The 17,851-nt window shown below is 37.1% G+C and carries 18 protein-coding genes; 4 read left to right on the top strand and 14 right to left on the bottom strand.

What is annotated here, in order from left to right; all coding sequences use genetic code 11:
* Positions 1 to 48: 48 nt before the first annotated feature.
* The 7 genes from EPA86_RS06345 to yaaA all read right to left on the bottom strand — a co-directional run bounded on the left by EPA86_RS06345 (position 49) and on the right by yaaA (position 5,418).
* Positions 49 to 588, bottom strand: coding sequence for a DUF924 family protein (locus EPA86_RS06345; protein ID WP_140602588.1), 540 nt, complete (start codon positions 586 to 588; stop codon positions 49 to 51).
* A gap of 77 nt (positions 589 to 665) precedes the next feature.
* Positions 666 to 1,166 carry a GNAT family N-acetyltransferase gene (locus EPA86_RS06340; protein WP_140602587.1) on the bottom strand — a complete coding sequence of 167 codons (501 nt, stop codon included), beginning with the start codon at positions 1,164 to 1,166 and terminating at the stop codon, positions 666 to 668.
* Between the two features lie 22 nt (positions 1,167 to 1,188).
* On the bottom strand, positions 1,189 to 1,602 hold the full coding sequence (locus EPA86_RS06335; RefSeq protein ID WP_140602586.1) for a hypothetical protein: 414 nt from the start codon (positions 1,600 to 1,602) through the stop codon (positions 1,189 to 1,191).
* Between the two features lie 11 nt (positions 1,603 to 1,613).
* Positions 1,614 to 2,111 (bottom strand): GNAT family N-acetyltransferase, encoded by a 498-nt coding sequence (locus tag EPA86_RS06330; protein WP_281284862.1) that lies wholly within the window; start codon positions 2,109 to 2,111, stop codon positions 1,614 to 1,616.
* Between the two features lie 137 nt (positions 2,112 to 2,248).
* Complete coding sequence (locus tag EPA86_RS06325) at positions 2,249 to 4,027, bottom strand: TIGR03545 family protein (protein ID WP_140602584.1); 1,779 nt, start codon at positions 4,025 to 4,027, stop codon at positions 2,249 to 2,251.
* Positions 4,024 to 4,551 carry a TIGR03546 family protein gene (locus EPA86_RS06320; RefSeq protein WP_140602583.1) on the bottom strand — a complete coding sequence of 176 codons (528 nt, stop codon included), beginning with the start codon at positions 4,549 to 4,551 and terminating at the stop codon, positions 4,024 to 4,026. Before EPA86_RS06320 ends, EPA86_RS06325 begins: the two co-directional genes overlap by 4 nt.
* A gap of 90 nt (positions 4,552 to 4,641) precedes the next feature.
* On the bottom strand, positions 4,642 to 5,418 hold the full coding sequence (yaaA, locus tag EPA86_RS06315) for a peroxide stress protein YaaA (RefSeq protein WP_140602582.1): 777 nt from the start codon (positions 5,416 to 5,418) through the stop codon (positions 4,642 to 4,644).
* 278 nt (positions 5,419 to 5,696) lie between these two features.
* On the opposite strand from yaaA, the gene tal reads away from it, so the two are divergent.
* From tal to EPA86_RS06300, 3 genes are all read left to right on the top strand, one after another.
* Entirely contained in the window at positions 5,697 to 6,659 is a 963-nt protein-coding gene (gene tal / locus EPA86_RS06310) for a transaldolase (RefSeq protein ID WP_140602581.1), read from the top strand.
* 151 nt (positions 6,660 to 6,810) lie between these two features.
* Complete coding sequence (locus tag EPA86_RS06305) at positions 6,811 to 6,984, top strand: DUF3545 family protein (protein WP_140602580.1); 174 nt, start codon at positions 6,811 to 6,813, stop codon at positions 6,982 to 6,984.
* Positions 6,985 to 7,174: 190 nt separating this feature from the next.
* The gene (locus tag EPA86_RS06300; RefSeq protein ID WP_140602579.1) at positions 7,175 to 7,972 is read left to right on the top strand and encodes an alpha/beta fold hydrolase; all 798 of its coding nucleotides are present in this window, start codon (positions 7,175 to 7,177) and stop codon (positions 7,970 to 7,972) included.
* A 199-nt stretch (positions 7,973 to 8,171) separates the two neighbouring features.
* On the opposite strand, the gene eno is transcribed toward EPA86_RS06300, so the two are convergent.
* Positions 8,172 to 9,470 (bottom strand): phosphopyruvate hydratase, encoded by a 1,299-nt coding sequence (eno, locus tag EPA86_RS06295; protein ID WP_140602578.1) that lies wholly within the window; start codon positions 9,468 to 9,470, stop codon positions 8,172 to 8,174.
* Between the two features lie 131 nt (positions 9,471 to 9,601).
* Entirely contained in the window at positions 9,602 to 11,239 is a 1,638-nt protein-coding gene (locus EPA86_RS06290; protein WP_140602577.1) for a CTP synthase, read from the bottom strand.
* Positions 11,240 to 11,508: 269 nt separating this feature from the next.
* Between EPA86_RS06290 and EPA86_RS06285 the strand changes: the two genes are divergently transcribed.
* Complete coding sequence (locus EPA86_RS06285) at positions 11,509 to 12,111, top strand: DUF4202 domain-containing protein (RefSeq protein WP_140602576.1); 603 nt, start codon at positions 11,509 to 11,511, stop codon at positions 12,109 to 12,111.
* Positions 12,112 to 12,241: 130 nt separating this feature from the next.
* Here EPA86_RS06285 and EPA86_RS06280 read toward each other — a convergent pair whose 3' ends face one another.
* From EPA86_RS06280 to rlmD, 5 genes are all read right to left on the bottom strand, one after another.
* Positions 12,242 to 12,637: a YbaN family protein gene (locus EPA86_RS06280; RefSeq protein WP_140602575.1), complete on the bottom strand. Its 396-nt coding sequence runs from the start codon at positions 12,635 to 12,637 to the stop codon at positions 12,242 to 12,244.
* Between the two features lie 41 nt (positions 12,638 to 12,678).
* Complete coding sequence (locus tag EPA86_RS06275; RefSeq protein WP_140602574.1) at positions 12,679 to 13,284, bottom strand: RNA methyltransferase; 606 nt, start codon at positions 13,282 to 13,284, stop codon at positions 12,679 to 12,681.
* Entirely contained in the window at positions 13,281 to 14,114 is an 834-nt protein-coding gene (gene mazG / locus EPA86_RS06270; RefSeq protein WP_140602573.1) for a nucleoside triphosphate pyrophosphohydrolase, read from the bottom strand. Before mazG ends, EPA86_RS06275 begins: the two co-directional genes overlap by 4 nt.
* Positions 14,115 to 14,189: 75 nt before the next feature.
* Positions 14,190 to 16,385 (bottom strand): GTP diphosphokinase, encoded by a 2,196-nt coding sequence (gene relA, locus EPA86_RS06265; RefSeq protein ID WP_140602572.1) that lies wholly within the window; start codon positions 16,383 to 16,385, stop codon positions 14,190 to 14,192.
* 27 nt (positions 16,386 to 16,412) lie between these two features.
* Positions 16,413 to 17,804 (bottom strand): 23S rRNA (uracil(1939)-C(5))-methyltransferase RlmD, encoded by a 1,392-nt coding sequence (gene rlmD, locus EPA86_RS06260; protein ID WP_140602571.1) that lies wholly within the window; start codon positions 17,802 to 17,804, stop codon positions 16,413 to 16,415.
* Between the last annotated feature and the right edge of the window lie 47 nt (positions 17,805 to 17,851).

Genomic DNA, 17,851 nt, shown 5'->3' with positions numbered 1-17,851 from the left:
TTTAAACGTTGCATTTCAAAGAGACTGTTCAAACAATATGATGATTCACTAAAATGATGAACCTGGTTGCTGCAAAAATTCAATCTCTTCTGCGCTAGATTGTCTGTTTAGTATTATATTACGATGCGGATAACGGCCAAACTGAGCAATAATATCACGATGCTTGATTTCAAATGCTAAGTTTGATGACACACCTAAATCAGTAAACAACTTAACCGCCACATCATGAATAAGTAAGGATTCACTATGCATAAATGGCATATATAAGAAAGCACGTTGTGTTGTATTTAATTCTTTATCTTTGCTTGATGAAATCGCTTGCTGGGCTAACGTTAGCGCCATTGAATCTGCTGAAAAAGCTTGAGGTAAGTCTCGATAAATATTACGAGAGAACTGATCGAGTATGATAATTTCAGCTAAACAGCCTAAAGCACTATCTCGCCAAGCAAACAACTCTCCTTGAATAGCTTGCTGATGTAAAGTTAAAAAACGTTCAGTTATTTCCTTATCAAAGGCATTATCCTTTATCCACCAATTCTCTTGTGAAACTTCTTCAAACCAAAAGTGAATTACATCATGAGCTGTCATTATATTTCCTTATGTCCAATCAATTATCAAACTAGTAGTAAAAATACGAACCTTAACTTGTACCGCTTATCACTACCTTACTCATAAAAATGAACGGTAAAACCGTCCTCTTGATAGGTTTTTGTATGAGTAAAACCTAGTTTTTGCAGGATTTTCGCTGAAGCGGTATTTTCATCAACCACCTCAGCAACAACACGTGCTAATTTAAGCTCATTACGCGCGTAATTAAGCGCAGCCTCTGCAGCTTCAAAACCGAGTCCCTGCCCCCAATATTGTTTTAACATTCGATAACCAATATCTGGACAACCTAATTCAGGCTCGTATTTAACGCCACAAAAACCAATGACTTTATTATCAGCTTTATGAATTAGCGCATAACGTGCGTAACCATATTTTTCATATTCTGCTAGCCAAACATTCTCAATAATACTTTGAGCATCTGCTTTATTTTTTATTGCGCCTGCATCACCGGTATAGCGGGTGACCTCTTCGCTATGGCCAAATTCATACACCGCATCAACATCGTCAAGGGTAAATTGACGCATTTGTAATCGTTCGGTTTCAATTAAAATATTCATATAACACCTAGTTAATTAGCGACTACGAGCTACTTTTTGACTTAATAAATTCAGTTCTGCGAAAACGCAACGCAGACCAGTCTTCATCTATTGCTACTTGCCTAACCCCAGAAAAGCCAATATTTTTTAAAGGGTCCCAGCCATTGTCTCGATTGAAATCACAACTATAACGCTTGGAGCTAGCTTTAGGGTATGCAAACCATACCACACAATCGCCTAGAGTATGGGCAATAACAGCATCAGTATAGTGTTGAACATCTGCTTTTGATTTAGTAAAAATCATAAAAAAATTAAGCTGCTTAGCAGTGATTAATGAATCTTCAACACTCACATTTTTCAGCTCAGAGTAAAATGGAGAAAACTCTTCAGGTGCATTAATTATTGCGATAGTTGATTGCTCTTTCAGGTTTAGCTTTTTCCATAACCCTTGCTGCATTTACTTTCTCCTTACTTTTCCTCAATCACTTTAGCAAATAATAATTCATCAAAGTATTGGCCATTTTTATAAGAAGCTTTACTAAGCTTGCCTTCTAAAACAAAGTTATTCTTTTCTAGTACTCTAATTGAAGCAGTATTTGTTGAGACTACCGAAACAAACAGCCTAACTAAAGCATGTTGTTCAAGTAAACTTTGAGAGAAGAGCTCTACAGCTTTCGTGGCTATGCCTTTACTCCAGTGTTCTTCACCTAACCAATAACCTAGCTCTGCACTTTGATTGTATTCAAATTGACCTAATTGCGCTGAAATACAGCCAACAAATTTACCATTAAATTCAATAGCTTTAAAAAGGCTATCTTCTTGGCACTGACTAACCCACCACTTGGCATCATCTTGAGTGTAAGGCTTTGGAATCGCATCAGTGATATATTGAGTTACTAAGGTGTTATTTAGATACTTCACTAATAATGGAATATCTGACAAGTTAAATTGCCTAAGTAAAACCACAATGCTCGTCCTTAATTAGATATGAGGGGGTAATAGAATTTTGAGGAAGATATTTTAATTTATAAAATCAATTCACAAACAGTAAGGTGGCATTTCAACGCATACCACCCCTTTGTTAAGCAATTTGGATAATATTACTAACCGAACAATTTACCCAATTTTTTCTTCAATTTATCTTCAGCTTTATTTTTTAATCTATCTTGCTGTTGTTTTACCACATCAGAATTTTTTAGATCTTCAAGTGACTGATCAGTATCAGTTAATATGCTTTCAAAATTAATAATTTCGTCAGCATTACCGCTATTTAATTCTAGCGTGTCTGTAACCTTGCCATTAAGCCCTGTCGAAAGATCTCCTTTAAAGCCTGATAACTTGTTAGCTATTTGCTGTTTAACCGCACCTGAAAGTGCTTTATCAAGAGATGATGACATAGACAGGATAGGCTCTAAAAGATCTCCACTTGCATTAACCGTTAGATCTAAACTATCCAGCGAATTTAACGTTTCCAGAATCACTGATGTTAGTTTAGTTGCCGCTTGTCCATCATAACCAGCTTTGGTAAGTTGCAGTTTTGCATCAGATAGAAGTTCTCTATTTTCTAGACTATAACTACCAACTCCGGCTAATAAACCTGAAGTTAAATTTAACGTTAAGGCTTTTGTATTTGCAATCTCACTGTGAGGAAGCGTTAAATTGTTTACAGACCATTTACCATCGCTATTAAAAGTGCCTTGTTGATTTAAGGTGAACTCGCTATCTAATTGCACTTGCCCTTGAGTCTTTGACCTTAATGAAAGTTCACTGGCTTTATTTCGATACCAATGTTGATGAGTGATCTCATTCAGTGCTATTGAAAAATCCCCCTGTGGTAGCACCAACGATAATGTTCCTTGTTTTAACAAAAACTCGGGGTATGGATCCTGCTCTTCAAAAGAGATAAAGCGCCCTGTAGTAAACTGCTTTTTATCATGAGCCTCTTTTGATGCACTCCCTTTAATATAAGGGCTTAACAAATTGTAAACTTGTTCTAGGCTTTGATAATAATCTCTTGCCTTATCGCCAAATAGAATATGTGCAAAATCTTCAGCATCTAAGCTCGCTAATTGATACTTACTTTCAATTTCTTGCCAGTCTTTTTCAGGCGCTAATTTCAGCTCATTTAACTGCTTTGAAATTTTACTTTTACTCAGTTTTAGTTGTTCTTTAGCCTGTTTAACGGCAAGTTGATCTTCTTTGAAAGAGGCTTTAACTTTATTAAAGTCGGCTTTTAATTGCTCTAAATCTTCAAGGGATTTAATTTTTCTATCAGCTAACGCCTTCACCCGCGCTTGATATGCCTTCAATTTAGCTTTAGATGGTAAGGTATCTTGTAATGATTTAAGTTTTTCTTGCTCTTGCTGGTAAGTCAGCTCTAACTGCTCAGCAGCTTTAACTGTATGTAAATTACTGTTTTCTAATAAAGTCTTAGTATCTGGCAAGGTTAAATCAAAATCAGGTAATTTATCTGTTAACCCTTTAGCCCCTTCACCTTCTTCATTAGCCACAGTGACATAAACAGCGCCTGCAGTTGTTCTTTTATCGTTAAACTGAAGCTGCTCCACATCAAAAGTATCAATCACCACTTTACCAAACAAATACTGCCAAATATCTACACTGGCTTTTGCTTGTGCAAAGCTAAATAAATTATGCATTGGTTCCGCTTTATCGGTTACTTGCATACTTTTAATGGTAATACTTGCGGGAGAAAAATTAACTTCAACCTTATCAATATTTACTTCGGCACCAAAAGAGCTTTCTGCTGCAGCGATAATACCGCTCTTAGCAAGTGTACCGGCAAAAAAGTAGACAAAAGCACACATCAAACCAATTAAGGCGATAAAAACTGCGAGTCCTTGCCATCGAATATATCGATTCATAAGCTTGCTCCCATATTGTTACCCGAGATGCTTAAGTAAATTTTATAAAATTTCGAAGCTTTCAATGCTTGAACAATTTTAAACTTCTGAAAAAACGCCATAATGTGCACTCGATACTTTTCTACAAAAACCTTGGCTAAGAAGTAAATAGGGACTGACAGTACCAAACCAAGTACAAAGGCTCCAAAGGTATAGGTATGATGCCAATGCGCTAGTTTAAACCAAGTCAATTGATACATCGTTGTAAAGAATGAAGTTAAAACTGGAGCAGTTAATAATGACTCACCGAGCCAAACAATCAAAGGTGATAATAGGTAACTTAACGCTGAGAAAAAACCTACCGAAAGAATAAAGCTACCTAAGTGAACTTTTATCAAAAGTACAAAGAAGAAGATCACCCAGTTATGCAAACTAAAGAAAGGGGCTAAAGCAAAGAAAAATCCCAGCGCAATGGCTAATGCAATTTGCCTAATTGAACTGTCACTATTAAGTGCATGAAATAATTTAGCAAGCAAAGTTAACATATTGCCTCCATGAAAATGTTATAAAAAGTATTTTTACTAACCCGATTGACTACTGATTAACTAAAAAAATAACTAAACAAAGTATAGCTGCTAGCCAACTTCTTTTCGTGTAAATACCCAGTCATTTCCCTTAGAGAAGCTTTCATTATATTCATAGCCCGCTAAATCAAAATTTTTCACTTGTTCAACATCGGTGATTTGGTTTTGAATAATATACCTAGCCATCAAGCCACGCGCCTTTTTGGCATAAAAGCTGATCATTTTATATTGACCATTTTTCCAGTCTTTAAATGCTGGCGTGATAATATTAGCGTTTAAGGTCTTTTTCTTAACTGATTTAAAATATTCGGTTGAAGCTAAATTTAGCAACGTATTACCACTTTGCTCTGCAAGGACTTTATTGAGTTCATCTGTAATAATTTCGCCCCAAAATTGGTACAAATTATCCCCACGAACATTAGCAAGCTTACACCCCATTTCTAAACGGTAAGCTTGCATTAAATCAAGTGGCCTTAACAAACCATATAAGCCCGACAAAATGCGCAAGTGCTTCTGGGAAAAATCAAAATCCTGCTCAGAAAAGCTGCTAGCATCTAACCCTGCATAAACATCACCATTAAAACTCAGTACTGCTTGTCGTGCATTTTCAGTAGTAAATGGTTGAGACCATTCGCCAAACCTCGCTGCATTTAATCCGGCTAATTTATCACTTAACTTCATTAAACTTGCGATTTCATCTGGTGTTAATTTAACACAGTCATTAATCAATAATTGACTCTGCTCTAGTAAAGTCGGCTGGCTAAATTTATTTGTAGCTAAGGGGGATTCAAAATCTAATTTTTTGGCTGGAGAAACAACTAGTAACATAACAAGATTATTCTGGCTATCGCCTTATCAATTCGTAGGAATAGTAACTATAACATAAGCAAATCAAGTTAGAACAGCTTCACTAACTTGTCATAAAAACAATATTTATTATCAAAAATAGTAATTTCACCAACTTTTTCATTTAAAACTAAGACAAAGTGCTTTTTAAATAGTACATTCACTAAATTATGTTGTAATATTTCAACAGCTACATTCACAATGAATTACAAACAACCACAATGGTTATTAAATAATTTCCAAAAGCAAAAGGTATCATCATGACAAACCCTTCTTCACAACTAGCACAGCTAAAGAAAATGACCACGGTTGTTGCCGATACAGGCGATATCGAAGCCATTGCTAAATTTCAGCCTCAAGATGCTACCACTAACCCATCTTTGGTGTTAAAAGCTGCAGCGTTAGAAAGCTATCAACAATTACTTAACGATTCTGTCGCCTGGGCAAAAGAACAGTCTAATGATGCTGAGCAACAAGTAATTGATGCCGCAGATAAGTTATCTGTATTGATAGGCTTAGAAATATTAAAAATTATTCCTGGTAGAATTTCTACTGAAGTTGATGCACGTTTATCTTTTGATACCGATGCCTCTATCGAAAAAGCCCATAAACTAATGGCCATGTATAATGAAGCTGGTATTAGTAATGATAGAATTCTCATTAAATTAGCTTCAACTTGGGAAGGTATTAAAGCTGCCGAAGAACTTGAAAAGCAAGGCATCAATTGTAATTTAACGTTGTTATTTAGTTTTGCTCAAGCAAGAGCTTGTGCTGAAGCTGGCGCATATTTGATCTCTCCATTTGTTGGTCGCATTTTAGATTGGTATAAAAAGGATACTGGTCGCAGGGATTATGCCAGTGATGAAGATCCAGGTGTTATTTCTGTTACCAGTATTTACAACTACTACAAAGCGCAAGGCTATAATACCGTAGTAATGGGAGCTAGCTTTAGAAACATAGGTGAAATACTTGAACTAGCAGGTTGTGATCGTTTAACAATCAGTCCTCAACTAATGGATGAACTTGATAGTAATAGCGACACTGTAGTGCAAAAACTTCAAGCTATAGCGCCAAATCCAGCTAATGACGAAGCTTTAACTGAAGCACAATTTCGCTGGGAAATGAATCAAGATGCAATGGCAACTGAAAAGCTCGCTGAAGGTATTCGTAACTTCGCTATTGACCAAGTAAAACTTGAGAAGCAATTAGCTGAAATGCTATAACGCATGCAATTAGCTTAAATCATCATCACATAATGATGAATAAAAACGCATATTTTATAAAAAATATGCGTTTTTTCGTTTTAAAGCGTAAAAAATTATGATATTAAATAGGTGCAGTTGATTTTATTTTTTAGGAAATAAGGGGCGCTTTATGGATAACAATAACCAAATGTTAGAATCAAGAAACCAACCAACCACCAACCGAGCAACGTCAACAAAAAAAAGAAAGTGGCGTGAAATTGAGTTACTAAGAGATAAGTTCCAACTAGAAAAAGAGCTAAGGATATATGAAGACTCTTTAGAATATATGCTAGATGAATTTTAAACCGCTACATATAACATAATAAAAACCCAGTACCTTTACTGGGTTTTTTAATGCCTTCAATCTCAAAGTAACTGAGCCGCCTATTTTGTATTAATTCATGGCTTATCGGTAAGATTAACAACTTGTTGACTTTTTTCAAACAGGTGTTTAAATTTAGCGTTCACCTTTATGTCAGCTAAAACTTTTCTCAATGACTCAAACAACTCTAAACTTTGTACACGCAAATGGCTTTCCTTCAGGAAGTTACCAAGCGCTATTTGACAGCTTTCCCAGTAATATAAATGTAATTGCATTAGACAAATACGGTCATGATCCCAAATATCCAGTTAAAGATAACTGGCAGCCCTTAGTTGAACAGTTAATTCAATATGTTGAAGAACAGCATCAATTTGGAGAGCCTGTTGTTGCCGTAGGGCATTCATTTGGTGGTGTACTTTCTTTTCTTGCAGTATGTCAACGTCCCGATTTATTTAAGGGATTAATTATGATTGATCCACCTGTTTTCACAGGTTCAGCTGCAATGATTGCCAGAATATTAAAAAAAACCAAATTAATTGATAAATTTAGCCCCGCAGGCAGAGCCAAAAAAAGACGCTCTCACTGGCCAATAAATAGTAATGTTGTTGAGTTATTTTCTCGACGAAGTTTATTTAAAAACTTTGATCCTCGATGCTTAAATGATTACGTTAAACATGGCATTATTGAAAAAAATGATCAGCTAGAACTCGCTTTTCGCGCTGACATTGAAGCGGCTATTTTTCGAGAATTACCCACAAATTTAAACTCATATAAAAATAAACTTACTGTGCCCGCGAAACTCATATTTGCCGAGCAAACAGATGTTTGCCCCACCCATTTTTTCAAAAAATTCACTAAATTAAACAAGTTAATGCAATTAAGTAGTGTACCTGGAGGGCATATGTTCCCCCTTGAAAGACCCAAAGAAACCGCCCAGTTAATCATGGAAACACTTAAAGAGTTTTCTTAAAGCGCATTGTCAATGCAAACTAGCGAGCATAAAAAACGCAGCGTTAGCTGCGTTTTTTATTAATTGCTTTTATCAAAACAAAATAATAATGAATACTGCAGCTATATAGCAATAGTACAAGGCATTTGCACGGAGTTGACGCTAGTCAATGAGTACAAATAACGACGTAATATTTGCTATATAGCAAACGTATTGATTGCTATTGGCCTTTGATTTCAGAAAGACCATTGTAAATTGCTTTATCACCTAAAAACTCTTCAATTCTTAGTAATTGATTGTATTTAGAAACACGATCAGAACGACATAATGAGCCAGTCTTAATTTGGCCTGCAGCTGTACCTACAGCTAAATCCGCAATGGTTGCATCTTCAGTTTCACCACTACGGTGCGAAATAACAGCCGTATAACCAGCATCTTTAGCCATTTTAATGGCTGCTAAGGTTTCAGTAAGTGAACCAATTTGGTTGAATTTGATTAAAATAGAGTTAGCGATGTTTTTATCAATACCCTCTTTTAAAATCTTAGTGTTAGTTACAAATAAATCATCACCAACGATTTGCACTTTATCACCTAGTAATTCTGTTTGGTATTTGAAACCATCCCAATCAGACTCATCTAAACCATCTTCAATTGAAACAATCGGATATTGCTCACATAAGGTACCTAAGAAGTCTGAAAACTCATTTGAGCTATATTGCTTACCTTCACCTTTAAGATCATAAATACCTTTTTCACTATCAAAGAACTCTGAAGCAGCACAATCAAGTGCTAACGTAATATCAGTACCTAAAGTGTAACCTGCAGCAGCAATCGCTTCTTTGATAACTGCTAATGCATCAGCATTTGATGCTAAATCAGGAGCAAAACCACCTTCATCACCTACGGCAGTATTTAACCCTTTGCTTGATAATACTTTCTTCAATGCATGAAAAATTTCAGCGCCCATACGTAATGCTTCACTAAAGTTTTTAGCGCCTACAGGCTGAACCATAAACTCTTGAATATCTACGTTATTATCAGCATGTTCACCACCGTTGATGATGTTCATCATAGGAACAGGTAAGCTGTAAACGCCAGGAGTGCCATTTAAATCAGCAATATGTTCAAACAATTGAACACCTTTGTCTGCTGCAGCAGCTTTAGCCACAGCAAGTGATACTGCTAAAATTGCGTTTGCACCAAAGTTTTCTTTGTTTTCTGTGCCATCTAAATCAATCATTAGTTTATCAATGGCAGCTTGTTCAAGTGCATTTTGTCCAACAAGTGCAGGTGTAATTGAGTTTTTCACAGCAGCAACGGCATTTAATACACCTTTACCCAAATAACGAGCTTTATCACCATCACGTAATTCTAATGCTTCACGTGAACCGGTAGATGCACCAGATGGTGCCGCTGCACGCCCCCAAGCACCAGATTCAAGGTAAACATCAACTTCAATAGTTGGGTTACCACGAGAGTCCATGATCTCACGAGCTAAAATTTTACTAATTTTTGACATTGTCTTTCCTAAGTTTTACTTAATATGGCGTTCTACAAGTTACGAACGAAAAATATAAATGGGTTAAACATTACTTTAGTTTTTAAAGCAAAAACCGCAGCAATAGCTACGGTTTTAAATTATCAATCTTTTTAGTTTGTTTGCTGTTTTTGCAACTCAAAAGAAGCAGCAATAAAGCCTTCAAATAGTGGGTGCCCATCACGAGGAGTTGAATTGAACTCAGGATGGAATTGACCCGCCACAAACCATGGATGATCGGCAATTTCGATCACCTCGACTAATTTCTTATCTGACGATAGCCCCGAGAAAATTAAACCTGCTTTGCTTAATTGTTCACGGTAGTTATTATTTACCTCAAAACGATGACGGTGTCTTTCATTAATGGTTTCACTACCATATACGTCGCATACCTTGGTACCTTTCACCAAGTGACACAATTGCGAACCTAAGCGCATCGTTCCACCTAAGTCGGACTGTTCATTACGGTATTCAACTTGACCTTCTTCATCTAACCATTCGCTGATTAAACCAATGACTGGATGGGCAGTCTCAGTATCAAACTCTGTGCTGTGTGCGCCTTCAAGGCCTGCTACATTTCGAGCATATTCAATTAGAGCAACTTGCATACCTAAACAAATACCTAAGTAAGGTACTTTATTTTCACGTGCATATTGTGCCGCTAGAATTTTCCCTTCAACACCGCGCTCGCCAAAACCACCTGGAACTAAAATCGCATCTAGCTCTTGCAGTATCTCTACACCTTTAACTTCAACATCTTGCGAATCAATATATTTGATATTTACATTCACTTGGTTTTTCAAACCAGCATGTTTAAGCGCTTCATTCACTGACTTATATGCATCGGGTAATTCGATATATTTACCAACCATACCTACAGTTAATTCACCTTTAGGGTTTGCTTCTTGATAAAGCACTTGCTCCCACTCAGTTAAATCAGCTTCTGGTACATCAAGGCCGAAACGATTAACTACAATTTCATCCGTTCCTTGTGCTTTTAACAACGCTGGAATCTTATAAATACTGTCAACATCACGCATTGATACAACAGCTCTTTCTTCAACGTTAGTGAATAATGCTATTTTTGCTCGCTCAGAGTTGGGGATAGCTCTATCTGAACGACAAACTAATAGATCAGGCAAAATACCGATTGAACGTAAATCTTTTACAGAATGCTGAGTTGGTTTAGTTTTGATTTCACCTGAAGCTGCAAGGTAAGGGACTAGCGTAAGGTGCATAAACATAGCGCGATCACGGCCAACTTCTAATGCTAATTGACGAATCGCTTCTAGGAATGGTTGTGATTCCATATCACCCACAGTACCGCCCACTTCAACCATAGCGATATCGTAACCTTCAGCACCTTCTACGACGCGACGCTTAATATCATTAGTAATATGTGGAATAACTTGAATCGTTGCACCTAAAAACTCACCTTTTCGCTCTCGCGCTAAAATATCTTGGTAAATTCGACCCGAAGTAAAGTTATTACCTTTAGTCATTTTGGTACGAATAAATCGTTCATAATGACCTAAATCGAGATCAGTTTCTGCGCCATCTTCTGTCACAAAAACCTCACCATGTTGAATAGGACTCATGGTACCTGGATCAACATTAATATAAGGATCCAATTTTAACATGGTAACTTTTAAACCACGTGCTTCAAGAATTGCTGCTAATGAAGCCGCTGCAATACCTTTACCAAGAGACGATACAACACCGCCAGTTACAAAAATATATCTAGTTGTCATGTGCTACCCAGAAGTCAGGAAAAACAGAAATTTTGCGCTGTAATTGCTTATACCACTATCGCTAAATAGTTCAGTTCAAAGAAGAGTATAGTCAAACCAGCAGGACGGGAAAGTATTATACTGAAAAGCCACGTCAACGACAATAAGAACCATGCCATGATGACAAAATAGTTATAAAAAAACTTTCAGATAAAAATTATTAACTGTTACTCTTAACAAAACAATTTAAAATGCTACTTTGTAGCTCATTTAAAAAGAGATTTAACTGAATGACTGTAGACACTGTGAATAAGAAACAACCATTATCACAAGTACTTAACGCTATTGACGATATCAACAGCCAAGATCCAAACCTCATTGATATAGACGGTGAACAAAAACCTAAAGAACTCGTCTATGGCCATCAAATGACAGCGTGCCTTGATAAATATTGGCCTGAAGCTAATGAATTATTGCAAATAGCAGTGCGTGCGCAACATATTAAACGTTGGCATTTAAAACGTGCTGAGTTTGCAGAAGGTAAAGCAGGATATTATGCATGGCGTATTGCACAAGGGAAGTTTCATGCGCAACTTACTTCAGAAATCATGAAAGAGCATGGTTATTCAGAAGATGAGATTAACCAAACAGCCAGTACTTTACGTAAAGAAAAGCTTAAAACAAACAGCGATACACAAACCCTTGAGGATGTCGCCTGTTTAGTATTTCTTCAGCATTACTTTGACGAGTTTGCTGCCAAATACACTGAAGAGAAAATAGTACGTATCGTACAAAAAACATGGCATAAAATGTCTGCTAAAGGTCATGAAATAGCATTATCATTAACCTTACCAGATCACCTAGCTGCCATAGTTGCAAAAGCACTCGCTTAATTAGTAGAGCAAGCAAGACTATAAAAAGCCCATTAACTGTCTAGTTAATGGGCTTTTTTCTAATCAACGGAATATTAAAATACCAATACCAATACCAATACTTAAAATTAAATCTTTAGCAGAATTAAGATTATTTACTTAAGGGTAAACGCCATAAGAAAATAAAAGGCCCTGTTACTAATGCAATCACTAGCAAGGTTAATGGCCAACTTTTTAACAAAAAGGCCGACCAAACAACTGAAAGTATTATGGTTAACAATGCAATTCGTTTCGCTTTGCGTGGAATACTGCGATGGGTTTGCCAATCATGAATTAATGGCCCAAAGGTTTTATTCGCCATAAGTTTGCGCTGAAGTCGTGGTGATGATTTAGCGAAACACGCCGCGGCAACTAATAAAAATGGGGTTGTCGGCAATATGGGTAATACTACACCGAGCACAGCTAAACCAACAAACAAAATACCGACAGCCTTAAGTAGTAAGGCTTTACTTTTTTTTGCTACACCATGGTTTACTGTTTGTTCCATATTAAATCCTGCTTATTAAAAGTGATAAAATGTCGACTGCTTTAACTCTTAACTTTTACTTTGTTATTAGTATCTCTACTTCGACGAATCAAGTCATTATCTGCCCTATGACTCTTTCCCTTCTCCAATTCAAGTTTGGCTAACCTATCATATAAAAGTACATTCACTGAGGCAGCTAAATTCATACACCCTTTGGTAGGTACATAAACCACTTCATCAGCACAATCTATAACTTGCTGGCTTATGGTGCCATCTTCTGGACCAAAGATATAAACCGCATGTTCAGGATGTTGAAAATGAGGTAATGGCGTTGCTCCTTCAACTAAATCTACACATATAATTTTAGTCGTATTACTAAGATTATCCAGTGTGTCCATTAGATCAGTGAAAGAGTCTACAGCTTTTAACGGGATGTTTTGCCTTGCTTTTTTGGTATCAGTTGCGAGTTTATTACTGTTATGTTTTGCTGCTTGTTCATATCGTTTCCCCGTATAAAGGACTTGCGATACGTGATAACAACCTGCGGCTCGCATTACAGCACCCACATTACTTGGGCTTTTAGGATTCGTTAAGCCAATGGTTACTTGGGCAATATTATTATCAGATTCATTATGCTGAGCAGCACTGACTTTTTCATCAACTATCATGATTGGGCTTTCTCTAATGTTTTCACTTGGCTCCAGTATTGTTCTAGTTCTTCTAAATCATGACTTTCAAACGCTTTTCCTGATTGATTAGCGAGTTGTTCCACTGCATTAAAGCGCTTAGTAAATTTTTGATTTGCCTTTCTTAACAATGTTTCTGGGTCTTCTTTCGCATGGCGACATAGATTTACAACGGCGAACATTAAATCACCTAGCTCTTCCGCTAAGGCCTCTTGATTCATAGGCTTGGCATATAGTTCTTCTTCAACTTCTTGCACTTCTTCTTTTATTTTCTGAAAAACATCTTCAATATTATGCCAATCAAAACCCACGTGTGCGCAACGTTTTTGAATTTTAGCCGCTTGTGACAGTGCAGGTAGACTTTTAGGGATGTCGGCTAAAATAGTAGCTGAACCATCCGTTTTATCGTTTTCACTTTGGTATTTCAATTCGCGTTCAAGACGTTTTTCATTTTCCCAGTTCGCTTTAATTTCTTCGTCGGTTTGTAAATCTGTACTAGCAAAAACATGAGGATGTCGACGAATTAACTTTTCACATATTGCTGCTATTACACTGTCTAAGTTAAATAACTGCTGTTCATCACCTAGTTGGCTGTAAAAAACAACTTGAAATAATAAGTCGCCTAACTCTTTTTCTAGTTCAACAAAATCTTGTTGCTCAATAGCATCAACAACTTCATACGCTTCTTCCAAGGTATGCCGGGTAATTGAAGCAAAGTCTTGCTTTATATCCCATGGACAACCTGCTTGTGGATCTCGCAATTGAGACATTATCCAACGTAATTTATTAATTGATGGGGCATCATTTAGCATAATTATACTTTCACTTACTTTTACTGATTTTAACTGGCTTTTTATTGAGAAGACTAAAATTCATATACGAACTAGTTAAAGGCGCTTAACTTCAATAATATCATCAAGTTGACGCAATTTTTCTAGGATTCTCATCAGTAGTTCACTACTAGGTACTTCCATTTTTACCGTCATACTCACCGTTTGTTTGATATGATCAGTATTACTCTCCATACCAATAATACTGACACGCTCATTGGCAATGATGGTAGAAATATCCCTTAGCAAGCCTTGGCGTTCACTGCCAATGATATGTGCTGATGCTTGATAGCTTTGTTTATTCTCATCGCCCCATTGTACTTCGACTTCTCGTTCGGGTTGTTGGTTCAAAGAACTTGCTAATTGCTCACAATCTTTGCGGTGTACTGATATGCCTCGACCTTGCGTTATAAAACCTGCGATATTATCACCTGGTACTGGCTGACAACATTTCGCCATATGGGTTAACAAATTACCCACCCCAGAGACAGTGATACCATTACTATCGGCTGCAAGTTTTTTTTGTGACGAACTTTGCCTTACTAGACTTTGCGGGTCGATTTCTTCTTTTGGCTTTAGTTTACTCTCTTCGTGGCTAAAGAAATTAACCACTTGTTGTAAGCGAGCGTTACCCGAACCCAATGCTGCAAATAAATCTTCAGCAGTATTCATATTGAAGCGTTTTGCTGCGGCCAATAAGTCAACATGAGCAAAATTATATTTTGCAATTTCAGCTTCAAATAACTCCTTACCTTGAACAATATGCTTATCTCTATCGAGTAATTTAAAGAAGCTCTGAACCTTTGCTCTAGCACGACTAGAATGAATGTAATTCAAGTTTGGGTTTAGCCAATCTCGACTTGGGTTGGGCTTTTTGCTCGTTAAAATCTCAACCTGATCACCCGTTTGCAATTGATAAGTAAATGGCACTATTTTTCCAAAAACTTTCGCGCCTATACAGCAGTGCCCTACATTTGAGTGAATATAATAAGCAAAATCTAATGGCGTTGAACCCATGGGTAAATCAATAACATCACCACCAGGAGTAAACACATAGATACGGTCTTCAAAGACTTGACTACGGAGCTCTTCAAGGAGTTCTCCACTCTCAGCAACATCATCTTGCCATTGCAATATTTTTCTTAACCAGCTAATTTTATCGTCAAAGCTGTTGGCTTTTCCGCTGGCATTTCCTTCTTTATAACGCCAATGCGCAGCAACACCTAACTCAGCATCATCATGCATTTGTTTTGTGCGGATCTGCACTTCTATTGACTTACCTTCTGGCCCAAGCACTACCGTATGAATAGACTGATAACCATTTGGCTTTGGCGTCGCAACATAATCTGAAAACTCTTTAGCTAAATGTTTCCATTGGGTATGCACTATACCTAATGCTGAGTAGCAATCTTGAATTTTTTCAACAACAATACGTACCGCCCTAACATCAAACAATTGCTCAAAATCGAGTGACTTTTGCTGCATTTTCTTCCAAATACTATAAATATGTTTTGGACGACCATAGACTTCACCTCGAATGTTCAATTCAATCAATTGTTGATTAATGTTTCCAACAAAGTCTGCCATATAACCTTCACGCTCAAGCCTTGTTTCGTCGAGCAATTTGGCAATTTTCTTATAGACTTTTGGGTGCAAATACCTAAAAGATATATCTTCAAGCTCCCATTTTAATTGCCCAATACCAAGTCTGTTTGCTAAAGGCGCATAGATATTGGCACTTTCTTTGGCTGCAAGCACCCTACTTTCTTCATCGCTATTTTTCTTCTCACGCAAATCACATAAACGCTCAGCCAGCTTAATCACAACCGCTCGAACATCTTCAACCATGGCAAGTAACATGCGCCTAATATTATCGACATTATTTGCTGACTGTTGCTGCCTCAACGCCTTGATTGCGGCCATTTGCTCAACGCCTTGACACAATGACAAAATAGAAGAAGAGAAATGCTCTTCAACATATGCCATTTCAATCAACTTACTCTCGAGTAGTGGCGTTAAAAAGGCGGCAATGAGTGAATCACCATCTAAATTAAGTGATGCAAGTATCTCTACCATTTCCATTGACTTGGTTAGTTCAATTTTGGGCTCTTGTGTTTCTGCCGCGTAAAAATCAGCGACTAACGTCCACATTGCTGAAATAGCTTCTTTCTTGCTATCCGTTAATTCAAGGGAATTAAGCCATTGTTGAAAACTATTTACCGATATTTGATGAGATTTTCTAACCGAAACCATAGGTTTTCCTTCGGGTAATAACTTGGACTAAGCACGTGTAAACAATACCATAGACTCAACATGTTTGGTTTGAGAAAACATGTCTATAATTGAAATTTTATTCAATTTATAACCATGTCCCACTAGAATTTCACTATCTCTTGCCAGTGTCGCCGGGTCACAACTGACGTAGAGTATAGAACTTGGCTTGACCATAGCAATATAGGGCATCGCTTCTTCTGCACCAGCTCTTGCTGGATCTAATAACACTTTATTAAACTGATGTTCATTCGTGTTTGTATACTCATTAAACCAAGGTTGCGCTTGCCAGCTTTCATTAATGTTTGCTTGATAAAATTGACAGTTTTCAATGCCATTTCGTTTCGCATTTTTTAATGCCTTATCAACCATACTTTGCACGCCTTCAACCCCAACCACGTTAGCAACGTGTTTTGCGATGGCTAAACTAAAATTACCTAAGCCGCAAAAGAGATCAAGTACATTATCGCTCTGTTTAAGCTCAAGCCAGTCAATGGCTTGAGCTATCATTTGGGTATTCACCTCATGATTGATTTGAATAAAATCTTTTATCCCAAAAGCTATATTTACCTTATTTGCCAAAGGATATGAGAAAGGCATATTGTCAGAAGGTTCACTTGATGCAGTTAAATACTCATCAATAGCTACAGTTTGTATGCCATTATCGACAAACAGCGCATAGTTAAACTTGTCACCAAATTGCTGCCACAATGCAACATCATGCTCATTCATCACTTTAAGCTGTCTTATATTGACAATCCCTTGCGGAATACCACACTGTGAGACTGCTGCCCATATAACATCTACATGACCAATAGCTTGTTTTACTGATAGTTTTTCAATAAGCGACTTTAATTCCACAAAAATAGGGGCTAGCGGTTCAACTAAAACTGGACAGTTTTTAATGGCCGTTAAATGGCTACTCGCTTTTTCTCTAAAACCCACAATAGGTTGACCATGCTTATTAAACTGCACTCCAATTCTTGCCTTGCGACGATAATGCCATGGTGAGCCTTTAATTGTTGGCTGCCAAGGTAAAGTCTCTTTGAAATCTTGCCGAGCAAATAACTCCGCAACTTTAGCTTGCTTAAAAGAGAGCTGCTGTTCATAACTTAACGGCTGAATGTCACAACCTCCACATACAGAAAAGTGCTGACACTTAACTTGCTTACGTGCAGGACTTGGCGTTATAACCTTCAATAATTTAGCTTTAGCAAATTTATTTTTTTGCTCGATTAACCTTACTTCAACCAACTCACCAGCTAACGCCTCAGCAACAAAAAGTGGCTTTTTGTTATACCTAGCTACGCCACAGCCATTCAAATCTAACCGCTCTATTGTTAGAGTTAATATTTGTCCTGCGGCTTTATTTTTCTTTGACGCTTTAAAAAAGTTTGCCATCTTTACCTTATCTCATTGCTTGGCGCTATAATTTGATGCAAGCTTAT

The organism is Litorilituus lipolyticus (assembly GCF_006439335.1).
In the GTDB taxonomy this organism is placed as follows: Bacteria; Pseudomonadota; Gammaproteobacteria; order Enterobacterales; family Alteromonadaceae; genus Colwellia; species Colwellia lipolytica.
The sequence above is the reverse complement of the archived record's forward strand: the minus strand, read 5'-3'. Positions and strand labels throughout refer to the sequence as shown.

Coding starts and splice junctions, on each gene's coding strand:
- EPA86_RS06335 (WP_140602586.1), bottom strand. CDS start 1,602: ATGCAGCAAGGGTTATGGAAAAAGCTAAACCTGAAAGAGCAATCAACT.
- rlmD (WP_140602571.1), bottom strand. CDS start 17,804: ATGGCAAACTTTTTTAAAGCGTCAAAGAAAAATAAAGCCGCAGGACAA.
- EPA86_RS06290 (WP_140602577.1), bottom strand. CDS start 11,239: ATGACAACTAGATATATTTTTGTAACTGGCGGTGTTGTATCGTCTCTT.
- EPA86_RS06325 (WP_140602584.1), bottom strand. CDS start 4,027: ATGAATCGATATATTCGATGGCAAGGACTCGCAGTTTTTATCGCCTTA.
- yaaA (WP_140602582.1), bottom strand. CDS start 5,418: ATGTTACTAGTTGTTTCTCCAGCCAAAAAATTAGATTTTGAATCCCCC.
- eno (WP_140602578.1), bottom strand. CDS start 9,470: ATGTCAAAAATTAGTAAAATTTTAGCTCGTGAGATCATGGACTCTCGT.
- EPA86_RS06320 (WP_140602583.1), bottom strand. CDS start 4,551: ATGTTAACTTTGCTTGCTAAATTATTTCATGCACTTAATAGTGACAGT.
- EPA86_RS06300 (WP_140602579.1), top strand. CDS start 7,175: ATGACTCAAACAACTCTAAACTTTGTACACGCAAATGGCTTTCCTTCA.
- EPA86_RS06280 (WP_140602575.1), bottom strand. CDS start 12,637: ATGGAACAAACAGTAAACCATGGTGTAGCAAAAAAAAGTAAAGCCTTA.
- EPA86_RS06285 (WP_140602576.1), top strand. CDS start 11,509: ATGACTGTAGACACTGTGAATAAGAAACAACCATTATCACAAGTACTT.
- relA (WP_140602572.1), bottom strand. CDS start 16,385: ATGGTTTCGGTTAGAAAATCTCATCAAATATCGGTAAATAGTTTTCAA.
- EPA86_RS06305 (WP_140602580.1), top strand. CDS start 6,811: ATGGATAACAATAACCAAATGTTAGAATCAAGAAACCAACCAACCACC.
- EPA86_RS06345 (WP_140602588.1), bottom strand. CDS start 588: ATGACAGCTCATGATGTAATTCACTTTTGGTTTGAAGAAGTTTCACAA.
- EPA86_RS06275 (WP_140602574.1), bottom strand. CDS start 13,284: ATGATAGTTGATGAAAAAGTCAGTGCTGCTCAGCATAATGAATCTGAT.
- mazG (WP_140602573.1), bottom strand. CDS start 14,114: ATGCTAAATGATGCCCCATCAATTAATAAATTACGTTGGATAATGTCT.
- tal (WP_140602581.1), top strand. CDS start 5,697: ATGACAAACCCTTCTTCACAACTAGCACAGCTAAAGAAAATGACCACG.
- EPA86_RS06340 (WP_140602587.1), bottom strand. CDS start 1,166: ATGAATATTTTAATTGAAACCGAACGATTACAAATGCGTCAATTTACC.